Origin of the sequence: Brevundimonas nasdae, assembly GCF_016654005.1 — a bacterium.
Classification (GTDB): domain Bacteria; phylum Pseudomonadota; class Alphaproteobacteria; order Caulobacterales; family Caulobacteraceae; genus Brevundimonas; species Brevundimonas nasdae.
In genome coordinates this window covers 24,720-43,646 of record NZ_JAEPWN010000002.1, presented here as the reverse complement: position 1 = coordinate 43,646, position 18,927 = coordinate 24,720, and the positions used below count along the sequence as shown (strand labels likewise).

At 68.9% G+C, this 18,927-nt stretch carries 16 protein-coding genes; 7 read left to right on the top strand and 9 right to left on the bottom strand.

Annotation, left to right across the window (positions count from 1 at the left end; genetic code table 11):
• Positions 1–217 precede the first annotated feature (217 nt).
• The 3 genes from JKF87_RS18565 to JKF87_RS03440 are packed head-to-tail and all read left to right on the top strand — an operon-like array spanning position 218 to position 7,063.
• Entirely contained in the window at positions 218–2,875 is a 2,658-nt protein-coding gene (locus tag JKF87_RS18565) for a PD-(D/E)XK nuclease family protein (protein ID WP_201097339.1), read from the top strand.
• Entirely contained in the window at positions 2,875–6,030 is a 3,156-nt protein-coding gene (locus tag JKF87_RS03445) for a UvrD-helicase domain-containing protein (protein ID WP_201097336.1), read from the top strand. The genes JKF87_RS18565 and JKF87_RS03445 overlap by 1 nt, the downstream gene beginning before the upstream one ends.
• 19 nt (positions 6,031–6,049) lie before the next feature.
• Positions 6,050–7,063: a hypothetical protein gene (locus JKF87_RS03440; protein WP_236261098.1), complete on the top strand. Its 1,014-nt coding sequence runs from the start codon at positions 6,050–6,052 to the stop codon at positions 7,061–7,063.
• A 142-nt stretch (positions 7,064–7,205) separates the two neighbouring features.
• Here the strand turns inward: JKF87_RS03440 and JKF87_RS03435 are convergent, their stop codons facing one another.
• From JKF87_RS03435 to JKF87_RS03410, 6 genes are all read right to left on the bottom strand, one after another.
• Complete coding sequence (locus JKF87_RS03435) at positions 7,206–8,501, bottom strand: ThiF family adenylyltransferase (RefSeq protein ID WP_201097334.1); 1,296 nt, start codon at positions 8,499–8,501, stop codon at positions 7,206–7,208.
• A complete protein-coding gene (locus JKF87_RS03430; protein ID WP_201097332.1) occupies positions 8,501–8,941 on the bottom strand; it encodes a Mov34/MPN/PAD-1 family protein in 441 nt (146 codons plus the stop codon). Before JKF87_RS03430 ends, JKF87_RS03435 begins: the two co-directional genes overlap by 1 nt.
• A 1-nt stretch (position 8,942) precedes the next feature.
• The gene (locus JKF87_RS03425) at positions 8,943–9,659 is read right to left on the bottom strand and encodes a multiubiquitin domain-containing protein (protein ID WP_201097330.1); all 717 of its coding nucleotides are present in this window, start codon (positions 9,657–9,659) and stop codon (positions 8,943–8,945) included.
• An 86-nt stretch (positions 9,660–9,745) separates the two neighbouring features.
• Positions 9,746–13,135, bottom strand: coding sequence for a UvrD-helicase domain-containing protein (locus JKF87_RS03420; protein ID WP_201097328.1), 3,390 nt, complete (start codon positions 13,133–13,135; stop codon positions 9,746–9,748).
• Positions 13,136–13,708 (bottom strand): hypothetical protein, encoded by a 573-nt coding sequence (locus JKF87_RS03415; RefSeq protein ID WP_201097326.1) that lies wholly within the window; start codon positions 13,706–13,708, stop codon positions 13,136–13,138. It lies immediately after the preceding gene.
• On the bottom strand, positions 13,705–14,430 hold the full coding sequence (locus JKF87_RS03410) for a hypothetical protein (protein WP_201097324.1): 726 nt from the start codon (positions 14,428–14,430) through the stop codon (positions 13,705–13,707). The genes JKF87_RS03415 and JKF87_RS03410 overlap by 4 nt, the downstream gene beginning before the upstream one ends.
• A 346-nt stretch (positions 14,431–14,776) precedes the next feature.
• Between JKF87_RS03410 and JKF87_RS03405 the strand changes: the two genes are divergently transcribed.
• Genes JKF87_RS03405 through JKF87_RS03395 form a run of 3 tightly spaced genes read left to right on the top strand, consistent with a single transcriptional unit; the run spans position 14,777 to position 16,757 of the window.
• Complete coding sequence (locus tag JKF87_RS03405; protein WP_201097322.1) at positions 14,777–14,965, top strand: hypothetical protein; 189 nt, start codon at positions 14,777–14,779, stop codon at positions 14,963–14,965.
• On the top strand, positions 14,962–15,846 hold the full coding sequence (locus JKF87_RS03400; protein ID WP_201097320.1) for a hypothetical protein: 885 nt from the start codon (positions 14,962–14,964) through the stop codon (positions 15,844–15,846). Before JKF87_RS03405 ends, JKF87_RS03400 begins: the two co-directional genes overlap by 4 nt.
• Positions 15,843–16,757, top strand: a complete 915-nt coding sequence (locus tag JKF87_RS03395) for a DUF4238 domain-containing protein (protein ID WP_201097318.1) — start codon at positions 15,843–15,845, stop codon at positions 16,755–16,757. The genes JKF87_RS03400 and JKF87_RS03395 overlap by 4 nt, the downstream gene beginning before the upstream one ends.
• A gap of 3 nt (positions 16,758–16,760) precedes the next feature.
• Here the strand turns inward: JKF87_RS03395 and JKF87_RS03390 are convergent, their stop codons facing one another.
• The 3 genes from JKF87_RS03390 to JKF87_RS03380 form a co-directional block, all read right to left on the bottom strand.
• A complete protein-coding gene (locus JKF87_RS03390; protein WP_201097316.1) occupies positions 16,761–16,967 on the bottom strand; it encodes a hypothetical protein in 207 nt (68 codons plus the stop codon).
• A 75-nt stretch (positions 16,968–17,042) separates the two neighbouring features.
• Positions 17,043–17,696 (bottom strand): phosphatase PAP2 family protein, encoded by a 654-nt coding sequence (locus JKF87_RS18560; protein ID WP_201097314.1) that lies wholly within the window; start codon positions 17,694–17,696, stop codon positions 17,043–17,045.
• A gap of 80 nt (positions 17,697–17,776) precedes the next feature.
• Positions 17,777–18,403, bottom strand: a complete 627-nt coding sequence (locus JKF87_RS03380; protein ID WP_201097312.1) for a methyltransferase family protein — start codon at positions 18,401–18,403, stop codon at positions 17,777–17,779.
• Positions 18,404–18,537: 134 nt separating this feature from the next.
• On the opposite strand from JKF87_RS03380, the gene JKF87_RS03375 reads away from it, so the two are divergent.
• Complete coding sequence (locus tag JKF87_RS03375) at positions 18,538–18,906, top strand: PepSY domain-containing protein (protein ID WP_201097310.1); 369 nt, start codon at positions 18,538–18,540, stop codon at positions 18,904–18,906.
• Positions 18,907–18,927: the final 21 nt, after the last annotated feature.

Genomic DNA, 18,927 nt, shown 5'->3' with positions numbered 1-18,927 from the left:
TGCCCACCGAGCTAGCGTCAGATCACGCAATGCGAAGGTATTAAAAGCGCCAATAGCGGTCGTAGGGACCCTCCGATAAACGCGATATTTGTTGCGCAGCAGGCGGGCCGCCTTTTGATGCGGTGCTGACTTCACCGACGTGAGCGGACACACGCGATGGTGGCGAAAAGACGCGCGCCTCACTAAAGTGGTCTGAGGGGAGCGAAACATGAAACTGGTGTTCGGACTCGGGGCTGACGGTCGCATCTGGCCGGAAACGGCGGAAGCCGCAGGCGATCTGGATGACGCCGTCGTCGGGCCGCACGGCCTTGTCGGCCTGATCGAATCCCAGCTCGGCCTCGGGGGACCGACCATCTCCCACCCCTCGCGCGTCGCCGCCTGGCTCAGCAAGATGCGGGCCGCCGGCTCCGGTCGCTTCTGGGCCCAGTCCTTCGACAAGGACCCTTGGTCCACCGCCGAGACTCTGTTGGACTGGCGCGACGCCCTCGTGGACGGGGGCTGGACGGGTCAGCGCGTCGGCGCGGCCCGGATCGACGATCTGGCCGATGCCGGTCATGCCGGCGCGCCGTTGCCGCCCAGCCTGGCGGACCGGCTCGCGCTCGCCGCCCTCAGCGTCGCCGACCGGCCCGGCCTGCGCATCGCCTCGCTCGCTCTGATCGAGCCTCGCGATCTGGCGCCTCCGGCCATCGCGCGTCTGCTCGATGCGTTGGAGGCGGCCGGGGTGGAGATCAATCCGCCCTCCGCCCCGACGCTCGCCGCCGCGGGATCGGACCTGCGCCGCGTTCAGGACGCCTTGGCCGGGGGTGGGCGGGACGCGCTCACCGGCGACGGCTCGCTTGTGGTGATCCAGTCAGACACCGCCGTCATGGCCGCCGAGACCGTGGCGGACTGGCTGGCGTCGGGGCCCGCCGACGCCGTGATCCTTGCGCCCGACGGCGACACCGCTCTGCTGGACCGAGCGCTCAAGGCCCGGGGTCTTCCGGCGCTCGGTCTGTCCGGAGCCTCGCCTTGGCGGGGCGCCTTGCAGGTCCTGCCCTTGGCGTTCGCGACGGCATGGCGGCCCTTCGACGCCCGCGCCCTCCTCGACCTGATGACGCTTCCGCGTCCGCCCATCTCCCGGTGGGCCGCCCGCCGCCTCGCGAGGACCCTGGCGGAACACCCCGGCACGGGCGGCGCCGCCTGGCTCGAGACCTGGGCGGGTCTCGAAGCGCGGCTTCTCGAGCTGAATGCGGCGGAGGAAGACCCCGAGGGGAAGACCGACCAGACACTAGCGCAGTGGCGCGCCTGGACACAGGTCGGCCTTCACGATCGGGCCGTCGGCATGCCGCTTGACGCCGTGCGCGAGATCGCAGGGCGCGTGGCCGCCTGGGCCATCCGGATCGACGCCGCCGGACAAGATCCCCTGCTGCTCGGCGTCGCCTCGGCGGCGGGAGCCCTCGTCGACGCCGCCACGCGCCTGGAGTCTCCGGTCATCCCCGCCCTGCTTCTGGAGCGAATGATCGGTCAGGTCTTGGCGGACGGCGTTTCCAATCCCGCCCACATCGCTGAGGCCGGTGCCCTGCGCGCCGTTCGGGTGCCCGGAGCGCTGTGGAGATCCGCGCCCCGGGTGATCTGGTGGGGTTTCGCCGGACCGGGCGAGAGGGTCGCGCCCGAGCGATGGGACCGGGCGGAGCGGGTCGCGCTCGCGACGGCCGGCGTGACCGTGGAAACGTCTGCGGCCGCCTCAGCGCGTGTCGGCGCCGGCTACGCCCGCGTGGTGATGAACGCGGCTGAGCAGATGCTGCTGGTGCGGCCGGCCCTCGCGGGCGGCGAGCCCACGACCGCGCACCCGCTCGCCCACCAGCTTCGCCCTCTCCTCCAGGGCGCGGCGGACGGCGTGTTCTTCCGGGCCGAACGTCTGTTGGCGGAGCCCGTGGCGGATCTGGCGCGGCGCTCCATCTCCCGCACCCCTGTCGCTACGGTCGATCCGCCCGCAGGCGCGCCGCGATGGACGGTCGCCGCCGACCTGTCGGCCGTGCTCGACAGCCGCGTGGAAAGCGCAACCTCCCTGGACCGGCTGTTCAACTGCCAGATGGGATGGTTCGCCCAGGACGTCCTCGGTCTGCGCCGCGGTCGCCATGCTCAATTGCCGGAGACGAGCCAACTATTCGGGGCTCTGGCCCACGAGATCGCGCGTCGGCTGCTGCCTGCCGGTCCGCCGCCGCCCTGGGCCGAGGTTCGCGCCAGCGCCCTGGCCCTGTTCGATGAACTCCTGCCCGCTATGGCCGCACCATTGGCGCGGCCCGAACACGCCGGCGAGCTCGCCGCCGCGCGGGAACAGGTGCCCGCGGCGATGGAGGCGCTGGTGCGACTGTTGCACGAGCGAGGGCTCGAGGTGGTGGGCGCGGAGTTGTCGCGCGAGGGCCGTTTCGGCGATCTGCCGCTCACCGGACGCATCGATCTGATGGTCCGCCGCGGCGCCGAGGTCGCCGTGCTCGACCTGAAGTGGACACGGTCCGACCGCCGCTACGTCTCGATGGTCGCAGACGGCGTCGCGGTGCAGCTCGCCGTCTATCACGCTCTCGCCCGGACCGACGGCGTTGTGGCGCCCGGCGGCTATTTCCTGCTGCGGCAGCGGCGTGTCGTCGCCAGCGCGGGATCCTTCCTGACCGGCGACCCGGTCGAGGCTGTTCGTCCCGACGACGACACCCTGCGGATCGTATCGCAGGATTGGGCGGCTTGGACGGCGCTCGCCCGCAATGGTGTTCTGGTCGCCGCCGGCCTGCAGGGTTCCGCGACGGACCGGCCCGACGACCTCGGTTTCGCGGCGCCGGCGGAGCCTTGCCGCTACTGCGACCTCACCGGCCTGTGCCGCATCAATGTGGAGGCGCTGTGATGGCCCGACTCACCGCCGTCACGGCCTCCGCCGGCGCGGGAAAGACCACGCGCATCGTCGGCGACATCGCCGCCGAGGTGGCCATCCGGCCACCCGAGGAGATCGTCGCCACGACCTTCACCATCAAGGCGGCGGATGAACTCGTCGAGCGCGCGCGGGCGCGCCTGTTCGGCGACGGGCGGACGGACGCGGCCGCCCGGCTGCTCGGCGCCCGGTTCGGGACGGTCAACGCCGTCTGCGGCCAGATCGTTTCGGAGTTTGCGCTCGATCTTGGACGGTCTCCCTCCACCGCCGTCATCGGCGCCGAGAACGAGTCCCTGATCTTCTCGATGGCGGCGGATCGCGCCATCGCCGCCCATGCGGCGGTCCTCAACGACCTGGCCGATCGCTTCGGCTACAATGACCCGCGACCGCCGACGGGCGCAGAAGGACCGGACTGGCGCCGGACGGTTCGCCGGATCGTCGACCTGGCGCGCGCCAACGGTCTGGACGCGGACGGCGTCCGCGTCTCCGCCGACCGCTCGATCGCTTCCTGTCGATCGCTGCCGCCGGCCGCGGCGTCGGACGGCGACGCGCTCGACACAGCCCTGAGCGACGCCCTCTCGGCCGTCATGGCGGCGCGACCCTCCGGGCTGAGCGCGAAGGCGCAAAGGCCGATGGAAGTCGTCCGGGCGGCGCATCAGCGTCTCGCCCGCGGCGAGAGCCTGTCGTGGCCGACCTGGGCCAGGCTGGCCAAGGCGGAATGCGCGCCAACCAAGGACGGACCCGCCTTCGCTTCGGCCATGACGGCTCTGGCCGCCGCGGCTGGACGGCATGCGGATCATCCCCGTCTTCGCGGGGACATCGAAACTTTCATCCGCGCCACCTTCGACTGCGCGGCCGAAGCGCTCACCGCCTACCAGGACTGGAAGGCCCAGCGGGGCCTGCTGGACTTCACCGATCAGGAGGCGCTGGCGCTCGAGGTTCTGCGTGATCCGGCGATGGCCGCCCGGCTGAGAGAGCGGATCAGCCGGGTGTTCGTCGACGAGTTCCAGGATTCCAGCCCGCTTCAGCTGGCGGTGTTCACGGCGCTCGCGGGTCTGGTCGAGGAAAGCACCTGGGTCGGCGATCCCAAACAGGCCATCTACGGCTTCCGAGGCGCCGACACGGATCTGACGCAGGCCGCGTTCGCCGGCGCCGCCTCGCAGGGAGAGGCGGCGGACGTGCTGGCCACCTCCTGGCGCAGCCGTCAGGGCATCATTGACCTGTCGAACGCCCTGTTCACGCCGGCCTTCGACCGCATGGGATTGCCGGCGGCCAATCACGCCTTCGCCGGGACCAACCGCTCCGAGACCGGTTTTGACCGGGCCGCTTTGGGCTGGTGGACCCTGACCGGCAAGGTCGATGAGCAGGCTCAGGCGCTCGCCGCGCAGGTCGTCGCCTGCCTCGATGACGGCGGTGAATGGTTGGTGGAGGACCGGTCGGGCGAGCACCACCCGCTCTCGATCGGTGACATCGCCGTGCTCTGCCGCACCAACACCGACGTGGCCCGCTACGCCCGGGCGCTCAGCCAGGCCGGCCTGCCGGTGGCGGTGGAGCGTGGGGGGCTCGCGCGAACGCCCCATGTCGAACTGGTTCTCGCGGCCTGCCGCTGGGTCGCCGACGCTTCTGATCGCCTCGCCCTGGCCGAGCTGGCCCGGTTCTTCTCGGACGATCCGGAATCGGACGCCTGGCTCGGCGCCGCGACCGAGGCCGACGCCGAATCCGCCCTGTCCGACCTCGTGCCGGTCGCCGAGGCGCTCGCCGTGCTGCGTACGGACACACTCGCCCTCACGCCTGCGGAACTGGTCGACGCGGTGACCGCCCTTCCGGAGGTGATGGCGCGCATTGAGCGCTGGGGCGACACCGCGATCCGGTTCGACGACCTTGAAGCCCTGCGGGGGTTCGCGCGAACCTATGAGACAGAGTGCGTCTCGTCCGGCGCGCCCGCGACGCTTCCCGGCCTGATCCTCGCGCTCGACGGCGCCGATCCCAAGCGCCCGCCCAGCCTCGCGGCCGACGCCGTCCAGGTGATGACCTATCACGGCGCCAAGGGCCTCGAATGGCCGATGACGGTTCTCGTCGGACTCGGCTGGGAGCCCAAGGCCCGCCTGTTCGAGCCCGCGGCGGAAGTGGATGGTGAGATGGATTGGCGGGACCCGCTGGCCAATCGCTGGATCCGGTTCTGGCCATGGCCTTACGATTCCGCGGGCGGGGGCAGCGCCCTGGAGGCGGCGGCGGCCGGGTCCGCGTTCGGCCAGGCCGCCTGGCGACGCGCCGTGCAGGAAGACACGCGCCTGCTCTACGTCGGCGTCACGCGAGCCAGGGACTATCTGATCTTCGCCGCGCCGCCGAAACGCCCTGCGTGGCTGGCGGTGCTGGACGCAGCCGACGCGCCGCCCCACGTCACACCGCCGGCCGTGGAAGACAATCTGATCGGCGTCGGCGACGCGACCTTCCTGGCCGATGTGCGTGTGCTGGCGGCGGACGAGAGCGCAGCGCCACGGTATCCGCAGGCGCCTCACGTGACCGCGCGCGTCGCTGCGGCGCCGCCTGCGTCTCCCCTGTTCGTCAAGCCCAGCGGCGCGAGCGGCGGCGGCTGGCGCGTGGCCGAACGGGTGGATCTCGGACCAAGGCTCGGGATCGATGGGGTGACCGACATGGCGGCCCTGGGCGAAGCCCTGCACGCCATCCTGGCTTACGACGATCCGACGCGGGACGGTGCCCGGCGTCTCGCCGATGCGGACGCCATCCTGCGGCGCTGGTCGGTGGCCGGGCTGTCCGCGACAGACGCCGTGGAGGCGTCCACCCGTCTTCGCGCCTGGCTGGCAGAGCGGTGGCCCGACGGCGCGATCCTCAGCGAAAGCCCGATCCGCGCCCGCGTCGGCGATCAGATCGTCCAAGGGCGGATCGATCTGCTGGTCCGGCACGCTTCGGGCGTCGCTCTCGTGGACCACAAGAGCTTCCCAGGGGCGTTCGACCGGTGGGATGAACACGCGCTGGGACACGCCCCCCAGTTGGGACTCTACGCCGACGCGGTGACCGCGGCCTCGTCGGACGCCTGCGACGCCCTGTTCATCCATATGCCCGTGGTCGGCGCGATCCTGAGGCTGGAAAGGGACAGCGAAGCGACGTGAGAGCGCGGGGGCGACGCGCATGATCACGGTCGATCCCGAGTGGTGGGAGCATCTCACGCCGCCCGACATGCATCCGCATCGGGCGACTTTCGACGCCATGATGCACCGGTTCCTCGGCACGGCGCGCGGCGTGAGCTGGCTACGGTCGGCCCTGACGCCTGACGGCCTCATCCGAGTCCGTCCGGGCCAGCCGATTCCGGTCTTGCACGTCGCCCTTCTGGGCGGCGCGCTTCCGATCCTGATCCCGCCCCGGATCGTCGAACCCGAGCATCGCGCGCTGGGCCCGACCGCCATGCGGTCCGGCCGCTCCCTGGCCCCGGGCGAGCTGGCGCTCTGTCCCGAGATCCGGTTCGAGCTCGTGATCGATCCGGTCATGCTCGACGCCTTGCGGGTCGGCGCGTTCGATCAGCCCTTCGTCGGCGTGACCCGGCCAGCCCAGATCTTTTCAACGCCGGCGCACCATCTCCTTAGGCCCGCGTCCAGGCCGGAAGGGGCCTTCGTCCTATATCAGCACATCTTCGGCCACGCCGCGTCCTACCCCGACGACGGCTGGTTCTATGTCGGCGTCACGACCCGGCGTTGGCAGACCCGGTGGGCGGAGCATCGCCGCGCCATCGGCAGCGGGAGCCGACTCCGGTTCCATCAGCGGTATCGCGACGAGACGGCCGCCGACCGCGTCTCCTACGTCCATCATAAGGTCATGGCCGTAACCGAAGACATCGAGCGCCTCTACAATTCCGAGGCATGGCTGCTGGAAGGCCACCGGCAGGACGCGCGCCTTCTCAATATGAGCGCTGGAGGCCGGGCCGGCCGCCGCCGGACGCCGGGCGCCTCCTTATCGAGCGCCGACGCCAACTGTGCCCCGCCGCACCGCCGCCGCCGCGCCCCGCGCCTCACCCTGGACCAACTCAACGCCATCCGGGGACTGGAAGCGCTCGCGACAGTCTCCGAGATCGCAAAACGGGTCGCGGCCGCCAGCCCTCGGCAGGTGCGAGACGTTGTCGCAGGCCGCACCTACCGCAACGCGCGCTGAGGCTCGGGAGTTCGCGACGGACCTGGAGCCGACCGGGGCGCTGGCGATGGGGACCGGCCCGCAGCTCGCGCGCCGCGCGCTGGATGTCCCATGCGCGCTGGACGGTCGCCATTCGCAGAGGCCGAGCCTCCAGGCCGGGGCATCAGGCCGCGGGCCGGGCCTGCAGTTCCGTTCGACCCGACGCCTCGCAGCCGACCGGGCAGCCGGGATGGGCCGACAGGCCGAGCCGGGCGTATTCCCAGCCCTCGGGACGCAGCGGGCTGAACCAGGTTTGGTCCCCGGACAGGTGGCGATCGTCTTCACGGAACAGAAGCCGCAAGGCGAGGAGCAGCCCGGCCCAGAAGGAGACGAACGCCACCGTCGGGATCGGACCGTCGGTCATGCCGGCCTGCGGATGAAGGCAGCCGACGCAAGGGGTCGTCGCGTCGTGCGAAGACACCTGGACCGCGAAACCGACAGTGGCACCGACGCCCAGCCAGTCGGGCCGCCGCCGCTGCGCCGACCAGCGCGAGGGAATGTCATCGACGCCCAGCAGGACAACGGCGGCCAGGGGCTGGCCGTCGCGATAGCGCTCGACAAGCGGCTCGATCTGCAGGTCGCAGCCGTGACGGGCCAGGTCCGCCACCTTGGCCATGCCCAAGCTTGACCGCAGCAGCAGGGCGTTGCGGTTCAGGTTGCTGAGGGCGGACTCGTCATCGTCGATCACGCGGCAACGTCCGCGAATGTCCGGCGTCCTCAGCAAGGCGAACAGGGCCGCGTTGGCGATCGCCCCGCCGCTCACCAGGTCGAACGCGCCGAGCGACGGTTCGGGTCTCGCCCCGCCGGGCGCGAGGTCGAGAACGGCGTCCGTCGCCGGGCCGAACATCCGGTCGTAGGCCTGTGGGCTGCGCGCGAATGTCGACAGGCGGCGCATCGAGACCTTGAAGGCCTCGCTGGCGGCCAGGGCCCCCGCCGCCATCGCGCCGAACGGCTGATCGGCGGCCGTCCACGCCTGCGGCGCAGCCGTCGACAGGCTGGCGGACCAGTCGGACGCGCCGACGTAAAGAACACGCCCCGCCGCCGCGGGGCTCCGGTCGCCGAAGACGACGACGAGATCGGCCGTCGTCGGAGGGACGCCGATCTCGATCGTGCGGTCCGGCAGGAGGTCCGCTCCCCCCTCGCGAAGGGCGTCGTGGAGTCGATCCCCCGCCAAGGGCGGCTGGGGCTCCGGCATCGCCGCATCCGGGCAGTCGATCCAGACCCGGTGGCCGGACCGGGCCATCAGCAGGGCGGCCGTGACCACCGCCGTGCGTCCCGGCGCCGTCCCGACCACACGGGCGTCGGCCGAGATGACCACCGACAAATCCGCCAAGGCGTCGACCAAGGCGGACTCGGGGACATCGTCCCGAAGTTCGGCGCGCATCAACAGGGTGGTGCGGCTGAGAGCCTGGGCCAGCATCAGACGATCTCCAGAATGTCGGCGATCCTCACCTCGTGGAAACGGCCGTCGGGCTCGATCCGGGCGAGAAAGGCGTCGGTGAAATCCGCCGGCCCTTGGGCGAAGCGCGGGATGACCAGGCTCAGGAAGCCGGGCGTGTGGATCAGCGGGAAGGCGTCGTCCGTGGCCGAATGGTAGGCGGCGCCCGGATGGGTGTGGACCTGCACGCGCACGCCGGAGCCGCTGTCAGACAGGTCAAGCCAGAAGTCGGTCAGCCAGTCATGATCGACCTGGAAGCCGACGGCGCTGGCGGTGTGGCGGGGATGTCGGACCTCGCTGACGAGGGAGGGGTGGGCCCAGGGGCCCACCCACAAAGCCTGGCATTCCCGGCGGCCGCCGCCGCAGGACCTGAGGTGGTCGAACGTCTGCGCGAGGACCGCCGACGGAATCTGCAGCTTCATCTCAGCCCCCCTGGACGACGCGGGGACGCAGGATCAGACGCGCGCCGTCGGACAGACCGGCCTGGGCCACCGTCTGACCGAGCGCCAGCTCGGCCCCGCCCTCGCTGAACAGAACCGGGCCGCCGGCCGGGTGGCCGAAATCGGCCAGGGCGCGCTCCAGCACCGCCTGCAGCGTCACCTCGGGACGCACCCGCTGCGGAGCGGGCGCGCCATTGTACAGGACCACGATGCCGAAACCGGGCGTCTCGCGGGGTGCCAGGAAGAAGCGCTCAATGCCGGGTTCGTCCAGCTTGACGACGTCGTTGGGCCGAATGCGGCGGTTCTCGGCGCCGCGGGCCTGCAGATACAGGTCGGTCGTCTCGGGATCGGCTTCGGCGAGGCCGTACAGGATGCGGCCGCTGATGAGCGGCTTGCCCCAGCGCATCTCGCTGGACTCGATGACGAACTTGTAGTCGCGGTCGGTTTCGAAGCCGATGAACCGCTCCTCGCCGCGCGGGCGGACATCGATGGTCTCGTCCAGCCGGATATCCTCGAACTCACCGTCCGACAGGATCACGAACAGGCTGTAGGATTCCGCCGTGCGCCCGACGGCGGTGTTGAGGATCTGGCGGCCGGTCGGGACGGGGTCCGACAGGCTGATCGGGCGGAAGTTCAGGTCGCCGTCGGCGAACTGGATCACATGGGCGCCGGCGGGCCGGCTGTCGTTGGGGGAGGTCACTGGTCTTGTACTCCATGGCCGAGGGCGAAAGTGCCGGGCTCTGAAGGTCAAACCGCCGCCAATTGGGGGAACGGGTAATTCCGTCGTCAGATTTTCAGCGACCCCGCGGCGATCGGGCCGCAAACGAAGAAGGCGGGGCAGTTCGGGCAGGTGAAGGCGGATTCCCTGGTCGGAAAACGACCGTCCAGGATATCCGCCACGAAAGCGTTGATCGCGTCGCGGCGCTTGCCGACGTCCTTGGGCGCAAGGCCGCTCACCGTCTCGACGCGGCCGTCGCCCAGATAGACGACTTCCATCGCCGCGCCCGGCGACACGGCGTCGATCACCAGGGGGAAGACGGCTTCCGCCTTCGCGGTCGCGCTGGTTTTGGAATAATGCCCCGTCCGCACCCGGCGGAATACCGGCCCCCCGGCGCCGTCCAGGACCTCGTCGGGCTGGACATGAATGTCGGCCCGGTCGAGCGCCGCGACCAGACGTTCACCAGACCGACCGGAGCGACCCTGGCGGCTCTCGACGAAGCCCTCGACCAGTTCGACCGCGATCTGCCGGAAGTCAGACCCGTAGTCGTCCCCGGCGAGACCGCTGGCCTCCAGCGCGGCGTCCAGAAGCCTGTCGGCCCGGCCGGGACCGCCATCCCGGATCACGTCGGCGAGCACGTCCCGGACCACATCGTGCATGGTCAGGAAGGCCGGTCGCGTCCCACTGTTTCCACCGATCGCCAGAAGGACGCTGTAGAGGAACTGGCGAGGGCATTTTTCGTAGAGCGCAAGTTCGTGCAAAGCGAAGGCGGGCCGCTCGCCGGAGGCGACGGCGACGGGCAGGTCCTCCGGCCGCGGATCCGGCGCGGCCGGATCCGTGAGCCAGCGCTCAGGACTCTGTGTCGCCCGGCCCACGAAGGCCGACACCGCGCGCTCGGCCGCCTTCCGACCCGCCGACGCCTTGTTCTGGCGGGCCGAGTAGATGAAGAGGCGGTCACGTGCCCGGGACAAGGCCACATAGAAGAGACATTCCTGTTCGTCGTCGTGGGCGGACCGGAGCAAGGGACCGGCCGGCGTGTCGAGGCGTCCGATCAGGCCGTCAGGCGGCGGGCAGGGCTTGGTGCGGAACGATCGGGGCAGCGCCTCGTGATTGAGGCCCGGCAGGTGGACGACGGGAAACTCCAGCCCCTTGCTGCCGTGCATCGTCATCAGCCGCACAGCGTCGATGACCTGGGCGGCCGCAGGCAGCTGCCGCAGATCCCGATCGTCCGCCAACGCCACGAGCCGCCGAATGCGGTCCAGCAGACGCCGCACCGGTCCCCGAGCCCCGCCGCCCGGCTGGACGCGGACGAAGTTCAGGAACTGCCAGATCGCCATGCCCCGCGCCTTCGCTTCGGGCGCGACCGATGACGCGATGTCGGCGACCACACGGGTGCGGTCAAGCAGCACAGACGCTAGGACCGTCCAGGGATGGTCCTCGGCGCTGAACCCGTCCAGAGCCGCGCGAAGACGCTCCAGCGCGGCGCGCCCCTCGGGCGACACCACCGCCAGGGCGTCCGTCCAATCCAATGGATCCCGGTTCCGGGTTCGCAGGGCCGTCATGGCGGCCTGGACGTCCGCCAGCGACAAACCGGCGGACAGCGGCGTCTCTCGGACCAGACCCATGGCCCGCGGATCGGTGAGCAGGGTCAACCAGGACAGCAGATCCTGGACCTCGGGTCGTTCGAACAGGCTTCCGAGGTGGAGGACCGGAACCCCGCGCCGTTCCAGCTCGGATCCGAGGCGGGCGAGACGGTCGTTTCCCGAGCACAGGATGGCCTGATCCCGCAACGCGAAGCCCGCCGCCTTCAGTTCGCCGATCGCATCCGCTAGGGCCGCGGCCTCACCGTCATTGTCCAGAAACCGGCGATGCTCCACCGGATGACCCGAAGGACCGCGCTCGGCCTTCAGAGCCGCCGGTCGTCCGGCGCCGGCCGACATGCCCGTCGCGAAGGCAGAGAAGGCCTGAACGATCTCCTCGCTCGACCGGTAGTTCACCGCCAAGGGCAGGCGCGTCCCCGCGCCGAAGTCGGCTGACCCGAAGCGATCGACATTGAACGGCGAGGCCCCGCGGAAACGGTAGATCGACTGGCGCACGTCGCCGACGACCCACAGATTGCGCCCCGTCGGACTGAGCCGCTTCAGCAGTTCGACGCTCGCGTGGTTCACGTCCTGATATTCGTCCACGAGGATGTGGCGATAGAGCGCCCGCAGGCCGGCCTCGGCCTCGGGGTTTTCGCGCAACAGCGCCACGGGCAGGGTGATGAGGTCGCCGAAATCGATCGCCCGTCTGTCGCGCTTGATCTGCTGATAGCGCGCGTAGACCCGGGCGACCTCGACGGCCTTCTCGGCGGCGATCCGCGCCGTCGCGTCGTCGCCGGCGGCACCTTCCATCGCCTGGGCGAGGGCGAGATACTCGGCCGGATCGACGAGTTCGTCCTGCGCCCGCGAGATCGCGGCCAGGATGTCGGAGAGCTTGGACGCGGGATTGCGGATGTCCTTGTAGTGCCGCAGGCCCAGTCGGGCGGATTCCGGCTCAAGCAGTTCGATGGCCTCGACGCGATCCATCAACCGGGGCTCCTGGTCGAAGCCCAGCCTCGCGAAATGCCGTTGGACCAGATCTCGTCCGAAGGCGTGGAAGGTTCCGATCCACATGGCCGCCGCAGCCTCGGGGTTCCGGGTGGCGATCCGGTCCGCGAGTTCGCCCGCGGCCTTGTTCGAGAAGGTCAGGACCAGAAACCCTCTGGGATCCGCCCCCTCGTTCAACAGGTCCACGATCCGCTTCACGAGGGTCTGCGTCTTGCCGGTCCCGGGTCCGGCCTCCACCAAGGCCGGGCCGCCCCGATGCCCGGCCGCGGCGATCTGGGATGCATCGGGTTTCGCCGGCGGGCGGGCCGGCCCTTCGGGCTCGGGTTGGATCGGCGGCAACAGGAGGGCGTCGAAGAGCTGCTGAGCCGCCACCGCGAATGGCGCCGCGAACATCCCGGCGATCTCGGTGGCGGTCCTGCCCTCGTCGACGTGCAGCCTGCGGACGACCGGACGGGGCAGGATGAGCTCCCGCGCAAACAGGTCCATCTGGACCTCGCGTCGCTGACGCCGGCCGTAGTCAATGACGCGCTCCTCGCCGACCGGCGCGGCTTCGGCCGGACGGAAGGGGTCGATCTCGCAGGCGCCGGCCGGCGCGGCGTCGCCGAGAAGGGCGTGGCCGAGTTCGTGCGCCACGTAGATGGCCTGCTCGAACCCGGACCCTGAACGGGTGTGAATGATGCAGCCGGCGTCCGCATCCAGACGGGCGAGGGCACCGTCCAGCATCGAGTCCGGCACGGGACACACGGTGAGGCCGTGCCTTTCCGCCTGCGCCACGACGAAGGCGTAGGGCGCAGTCGGATCGTCCCCCTTCTCCACGCCCTGTTGGTGAACGCTCGCCGCCTTCTGGCGGGCGAGTTCGATCGCATCCATCTAGGCTGGCCCGTCGAGCAGGCGACGCCGTTCTTCCTCCGGCAGGCCCAAGTCGCGCAGGAAGTCGGCGTAATCGAGTTTTTCGGCGGCGACCTGCGGCGCCTGACTGGCCTTGTACGCGGCCGCCTTGGCCAGGCCGGCCGGCTGGTCGAGGTAATCGGCCACCGCCTCCTTCGTTCGCTCCAGACATTGCGACAGGACGTCGAACAGATGGGACGGCAGGGATTCCGTTTTGAACCGTCGGTCACGCAGATTCATGACGACGGGCATGGGCGCGCCCACTGCCGCCTGGACCTTGCCCATCATGGCGCCCGTCCAGTCGGCCGCCGTCACCGCCGTGCGCTCGGCCGACTGGATCGTGGCCCAGCCCATGGCGATGAGGTCGTCTTCGTCCGACGACGGCGGCGCGTGCCGGCTGACTTCGGTGAACGCAATGTCGTGGGCGAGATCGAGCAAGGCCTCGGCGTGGTCCGGATAGCGTTCCAGATAGAGGGACAGTGTCCGGCTGTCCGCGGCGTCTTCGAGCAGGAAGGCCTCGATGACCTGGTCTTCGCTCAGTGCGGATCGGGTCATGTCAAGGCTCCGAGACCCAGCGCGCGCTGAATGAGTTCGACGGCTCGGTCTCGCCGCGCCCGCGCGGTCTTCGGCGTGCAGCCTAAAAGGCCGCTGATCGACGGCGTATTGGCGTCCTTCGCCTCGATCGGAATGTTGTTCAACGTCATGGTCGCTACCCTGCGATGTTTTTCAGGCAGAGTGTCAATCGTCGCCAGTACCCGTTTCAGGTCATCCGATACGTCATTTTTGGTCGCATCACTCAGTTCAGACAGCCGCGCGGCGGCCGCCTCGACCTCAGCAGACGCCTCTCGGCCATCCTCGAGAGGGTTGAGAGCCTCCTCGCGGTCCACCAGACGGTAAACTGCCTTGCGGGCCGAAGACCTGTCCTTGGCGGCCGCGAGCCCGAACCGGATTTCGTAAATGTCGAGCCGGTCATCGCCCTCGGCGCGATCCTTGCGGATTTTTTCGACAAAACGATCGACGGCGTGCCGCCGGAGGTCTTCCAGAGCCCCGTCCGTGCGGATCACGCCTTCGCGTTGGCGGTCAGGGCATCGGAAGAACGACAGGTAGTGCTTCATCACCGCCGTGTAGAGACGGTTGAAGCGACCCTCATGGTTGGCGCGCCGCTCCTCGCGCATGAAGTAGACAAGCGCTTCGGGACTCACGGGAGTCGCGTCCGAGGCTGCGGCCGGACACAGCCGCGCCATGCGCTCATCGACGTCGAGCGAAAGCAGCGCCATAATCTCGGCCTCCACCGCCTCTGGCCGATAGTACAGCTTCCCCGCCGTGGTGCGTGTAAGCGGTCGGATCAGAATCGCCTCCCCTAGACACGGCGACCTTAGCAGCACCATTGATTGCTCACCACCGGTTGCATATCTGTTCGACATGCCCGGTACAATTGGCGGGCCATTTCCGACATCTTCCGCCCGTGTTCGCGCGTGCATCCCTCACCAATAACGGCCTCCCCCAAGGTCGCCTCAGAGTCAGAAAGAGCTGTCCGCCGCCCGCAGCGGGATCGTGCAACGTCCCTCCCTCGCGGTAAACTGGCGCCGCCTACACTGACCTCGCCGAGAAGCGATCACACGAATGAATCAATACACCTTACTCCTCGACGATGACCGGGGCGGCGACCCTATGGAAGAGCGGGTTGAGGCGGTCCACGACGCAGAAGCGTGCGATCTGGCGCAGCTCCGACTGACTGTTCTTCCCGGCGTGATCAGCATCGTCGTGATGAAGGGCGGGATGGAGATTCGCCGGGTGCGTCGCCCGCAATGAAGAAGCGGTTCGCTCGCCTGTTCGCGCCAGCGAAGCCTTCGCCGAACGGTGGAGTGAACCTGCGCTGGCCGGCGGCCGGCGTGGCCGTCGTCACCGCGATTTCGCTCGCCCTGATCGCCTTGGACGGCGGATGCAAACTCTCCCCGAGCGAGGGGTGCCGGTCGGTCATCGTGCCCGTAACCACCATCGCATGGTCGTGGCAGTCGCTTCTGGGCGCCATCTTCACCCTGCTGGCGGCGGTCTACGGCGCCTGGTTCGTCCTGCGTCAGATCCAGCAGAACGATCAGCAGGAGCAGGACCGCAAGGCCCGGCGTCTCCGGGCCCAGCGCGCCGCCATGCCGTTGGTGATGAGCGACGTGTGCGAGTTCGCGGAGCAGAGCGTCGAGCGGCTGAAGCGGGCGCTTCCGGTCGCGCGGCAGTATGGCAGCGTGACGGGGAACCGGTTCACCGTGCGGGCCCCGAGGCTGGCGTCCGACGCGGTCAAGGAAATCACCGCGATGATCGAGGCGGCCGATGGAGCCGAAGCGGATGCTTACATCGACCTGTTGGCGGAACTGCAAGTTCACCTCGCGCGATGGCGCAGTTTCAAAGCGGACCTGACGGCTCGCCGCAAAGGCCGCGTGCCGCGGGACATCGAGGTCGAGTTCGTCGACGCGGCGGAGATCTACGCCAGGGCGTCGAACCTTCTCGCCATTGCGAGACCGGCGCGGCAGCCTGAGGAGGGTCCCATGAGCCGTCGATCAGCGATGACGGTCCTGGGCCTGCACGACGCCATGTATGACGACGCGAAAGGGTATGCGGAGCGGATGGATGGGCGGACGCCGTTGTCGTTGCCCGACGATGGCGACGCCACCCTGGCTGGACCTGCAGCCGGCGCATGACGTCGTCCAATCCGCCTCGCAAGCACCACTTCGCGCCGGTCTTCTATCTCAACCGGTGGACCGGACCCGATGGACGCCTTGAGCAGTATGACCGGCCGTTCGGCGACGCCGTGAAGCGGCGGCGCGTATTTCCAGCCGGTACGGGATACGAGGACGGCCTGTACAGCATGCCCGGTCTGTCGCCCGACCTCATGCAGCAGGTGGAAGAGCGGTTCATGCAGCAGGTCGACCATCAGGCCGCCGGCGTGCTCGCGCTTCTGGAAAGGGGGCAGTTTCCCCAGACGTCCGGTACGAGAAGCGCATGGTCACGCTTCATCCAGTCCCTGCAGTTGCGCACGCCCGCGGATATCGCCGGGATCAAGGCGCGCACCCGAGCGGACTGGATAGTCAATCAGCCAGAGATTCAGGCCGCGTATGAGGAGATGGTTCGCCAGGACGGCGATCCGGCGACCTTTGAAGACTTCATGACCGCGCGGGACCCGGAAATCGTCGAACGGGTCGCCATGCAGATCGCGACGGTGCTCATCGATAATCCCACGATGGGCGAGTTCATCAACAATATGCGCTGGGCCGTGGTCGATTTGGCGGCGTCCAGCCTGTCGCTGCTGGTCTCCGACTGGTGTGTGGAGCAGGTGTCGGGTTTGCGGGATCCGGAGGCCTTCATCCATCTTCCGATCGGACCCAAACGCCTGTTCGTCGCGGCGAATGATCAAGGCACCATCGACGCTCTGCGACGGGCTCCTCCGCGAGAGTTGGTGAAACGCCGCAATCATACAACCGTCGCCTTGGCCCGCAGATATGTCTGGGCGGCTGATCGGCGGCAGGAAGCGTTCATTCACGCCAACTTCGGCTCGGTCACGAGGCCGACCCTCGGGGAGAGACTGGCGGATCTCGGCGCGACCGGCGCCTGACGCTCAGAGCGGGATGATTACAACCTGGGTGTAGCCCACGGCGCCGTCGCTTGTAGGAAGGGCGACGTACTCCACGCCCGATTTCTCCATGGCCTCGCGAGCGAGGGCGCTGAACGCCTCGCCCGACCCCGTCAGGATGAAGCCGTGATCGGTATCCTGAACGTTCGACGCCCGTGCGTCGCCCTTCAGCGCGGTGAGAAGTGGTCCCATAATCAATCACTCAGGATGAGCTTTGCAGATGCCAGAATAACGCACTCTGGTTGCGAGAAAAGACGAGCGTGGCGGTTATGATATCGGTTCAGCCGATTTGCTGACGGTCAGATTGAGAGCGAGCCAGCCGATGATCGTCCAGGCGCTTCCCAGCGCCCAGCCGGCGATGACGTCAGTCGGCCAGTGCACGCCCAGATAGGTCCGGCTGATGCCGATCACCACGACCAGAACGGCGGCCAGAGTACAGACCGCCGCTCTGGATCCCGCGGAGCGAAGCGCGGGGATCAGGATGATGGCCAGCATCATGTAGACGGCCGCGGACACTGCCGAATGGCCGCTTGGGAAGCTGTTGGAATAGACGTAGCTCTCGTGAGGGACCAGCGCCGGCCGGGGCCGGGCGTAGAGCGCCTTGAGAAGGTCGCTCGACAGCTGGGCGCCGAGGACCGTCACGGCCAGGATCATCGCCTCACGTCGGCGAGCCAGTCGCCACAGGCTGATGACGGCCACCACGGTAATGAGGGTCAGGACGGTGAACCCGCCCAGCGCGGTGACGTCCCGCATCGCTTCCTCGAACACCCGTGATCCAATCGGATCGCTGAGATCTGCGGGATTGCGCATCCGGAGCAGAGCCCATTCGTCGAAGGCCTGGGTTTCTCCTTCAAGCGCTTCGCCGCCCAGGGTCAGGCAGCCCCAAAGGGTGAAGCTTGTGAGGCAGAAGGCGAGGAGCACCCGTCCGACCGGTCGGCCCAGCAGGCGCTTCAGCTTTCCGGCGGACTGAGGGCTGCGAGCACTCTGTGCTTTTCGGGACGTCACGGCAGGACGATCGGAGCGTGAAGCCAGCCCGCCTGCTGGGCCGTTTCGACCATCTCAAACAGGGGAATGGCGATCAGGAACGCCAGACCGTCGCGCAGGGTGAGCAGGAAGAAGGCAGGGCGAACTTCCAGGCGATCCTCGTCGCGCCAGAGGCGGAAGTTGGGCCAGAACCGCGGCGTGCGCTCGTAATAGGCGGCGTAGACGTCGCCGAAGTTGGCCAGCAGCCAGACTTCCTCGCGTTTGACCGTGGCGTAGAAGACGATCACCGCGATGAGCAGAAACACCGTGGCGAGAACGATGCTGCCCGTCTGGGCGCCCATGCCGAAAGCGCCCATGAAGCTGAACACATAGAGGGGATTGCGGCTCAGCGAATAAGGACCGCGATCGACGATCTCCGCCTTCTTGCGTCCACCGATATAGAGCGAGCACCAAGCTCTCCCCACGATGCAGATGACGATCAGCCACAGGCCGACCGCCTCGAGGGCTTCGTGAAAAACGGTTTCGCCGGCCAGCGTCTGGCTGAGAGCGGCCACCGCGATCACGGCGATGATCGCCACGAACAGCACGGCCTTTCGGATGAGCTGGGTTCTTTGGATGTCACGCGCGGTATTCAAGGTCTTCATCCGATCAGGTGGCGATGCAGGAGGTGGGCGACGCGAAGGGTGGCGTCGGGGTTTCGTAATGTTGGCTCAACGATGGGCGGAGGGGCCTTAGGGCAGGTTCTCCTTGCGGACATCGGGTCCGCGAGGAGAACCGCATGAAGAAGTTGCAGATGATGGGGCTCGCCGCCGTCGCGCTGGCGGGTTCCGCCGGAGGCGTGCTCGCCCTGACAACCCACGCCGCGCCGCAGAATGAGGACGCCGCCCTTCTGGCGCGGGCGTCGGTCGCGCTGTCGCAGGCCGTGTCGATCGCCGAGGCCCGCACCCAAGGGCGGGCCGTCGAGGTCGCTCTCGAGGGTGCCGCGAGCGGTCCGGTCTGGGATGTAACGACGGTCGGATCGGCCGGCGAACAGAAAGCCCAGATCGACGCGACCTCGGGCTCCATTCTCGCGGTCGCGGCTGAGACCGAAGATCGTGACCAGGCGGAAGCCGAGGACGGCGAGGAAGACGACGACGGCGCTCGCTGAGGGCGCGCTGTCGATGTAGGT

What these genes read in the sequence shown, in the direction of transcription:
- JKF87_RS03430 (WP_201097332.1), bottom strand. Translation starts at nt 8,941, where the DNA reads ATGAAGCTGCAGATTCCGTCGGCGGTCCTCGCGCAGACGTTCGACCAC.
- JKF87_RS03380 (WP_201097312.1), bottom strand. Translation starts at nt 18,403, where the DNA reads ATGAAGACCTTGAATACCGCGCGTGACATCCAAAGAACCCAGCTCATC.
- JKF87_RS03415 (WP_201097326.1), bottom strand. Translation starts at nt 13,708, where the DNA reads ATGACCCGATCCGCACTGAGCGAAGACCAGGTCATCGAGGCCTTCCTG.
- JKF87_RS03390 (WP_201097316.1), bottom strand. Translation starts at nt 16,967, where the DNA reads ATGGGACCACTTCTCACCGCGCTGAAGGGCGACGCACGGGCGTCGAAC.
- JKF87_RS03405 (WP_201097322.1), top strand. Translation starts at nt 14,777, where the DNA reads ATGAATCAATACACCTTACTCCTCGACGATGACCGGGGCGGCGACCCT.
- JKF87_RS03400 (WP_201097320.1), top strand. Translation starts at nt 14,962, where the DNA reads ATGAAGAAGCGGTTCGCTCGCCTGTTCGCGCCAGCGAAGCCTTCGCCG.
- JKF87_RS03435 (WP_201097334.1), bottom strand. Translation starts at nt 8,501, where the DNA reads ATGCTGGCCCAGGCTCTCAGCCGCACCACCCTGTTGATGCGCGCCGAA.
- JKF87_RS03420 (WP_201097328.1), bottom strand. Translation starts at nt 13,135, where the DNA reads ATGGATGCGATCGAACTCGCCCGCCAGAAGGCGGCGAGCGTTCACCAA.
- JKF87_RS03445 (WP_201097336.1), top strand. Translation starts at nt 2,875, where the DNA reads ATGGCCCGACTCACCGCCGTCACGGCCTCCGCCGGCGCGGGAAAGACC.
- JKF87_RS03375 (WP_201097310.1), top strand. Translation starts at nt 18,538, where the DNA reads ATGAAGAAGTTGCAGATGATGGGGCTCGCCGCCGTCGCGCTGGCGGGT.
- JKF87_RS03410 (WP_201097324.1), bottom strand. Translation starts at nt 14,430, where the DNA reads ATGGCGCTGCTTTCGCTCGACGTCGATGAGCGCATGGCGCGGCTGTGT.
- JKF87_RS03395 (WP_201097318.1), top strand. Translation starts at nt 15,843, where the DNA reads ATGACGTCGTCCAATCCGCCTCGCAAGCACCACTTCGCGCCGGTCTTC.
- JKF87_RS03440 (WP_236261098.1), top strand. Translation starts at nt 6,050, where the DNA reads ATGATCACGGTCGATCCCGAGTGGTGGGAGCATCTCACGCCGCCCGAC.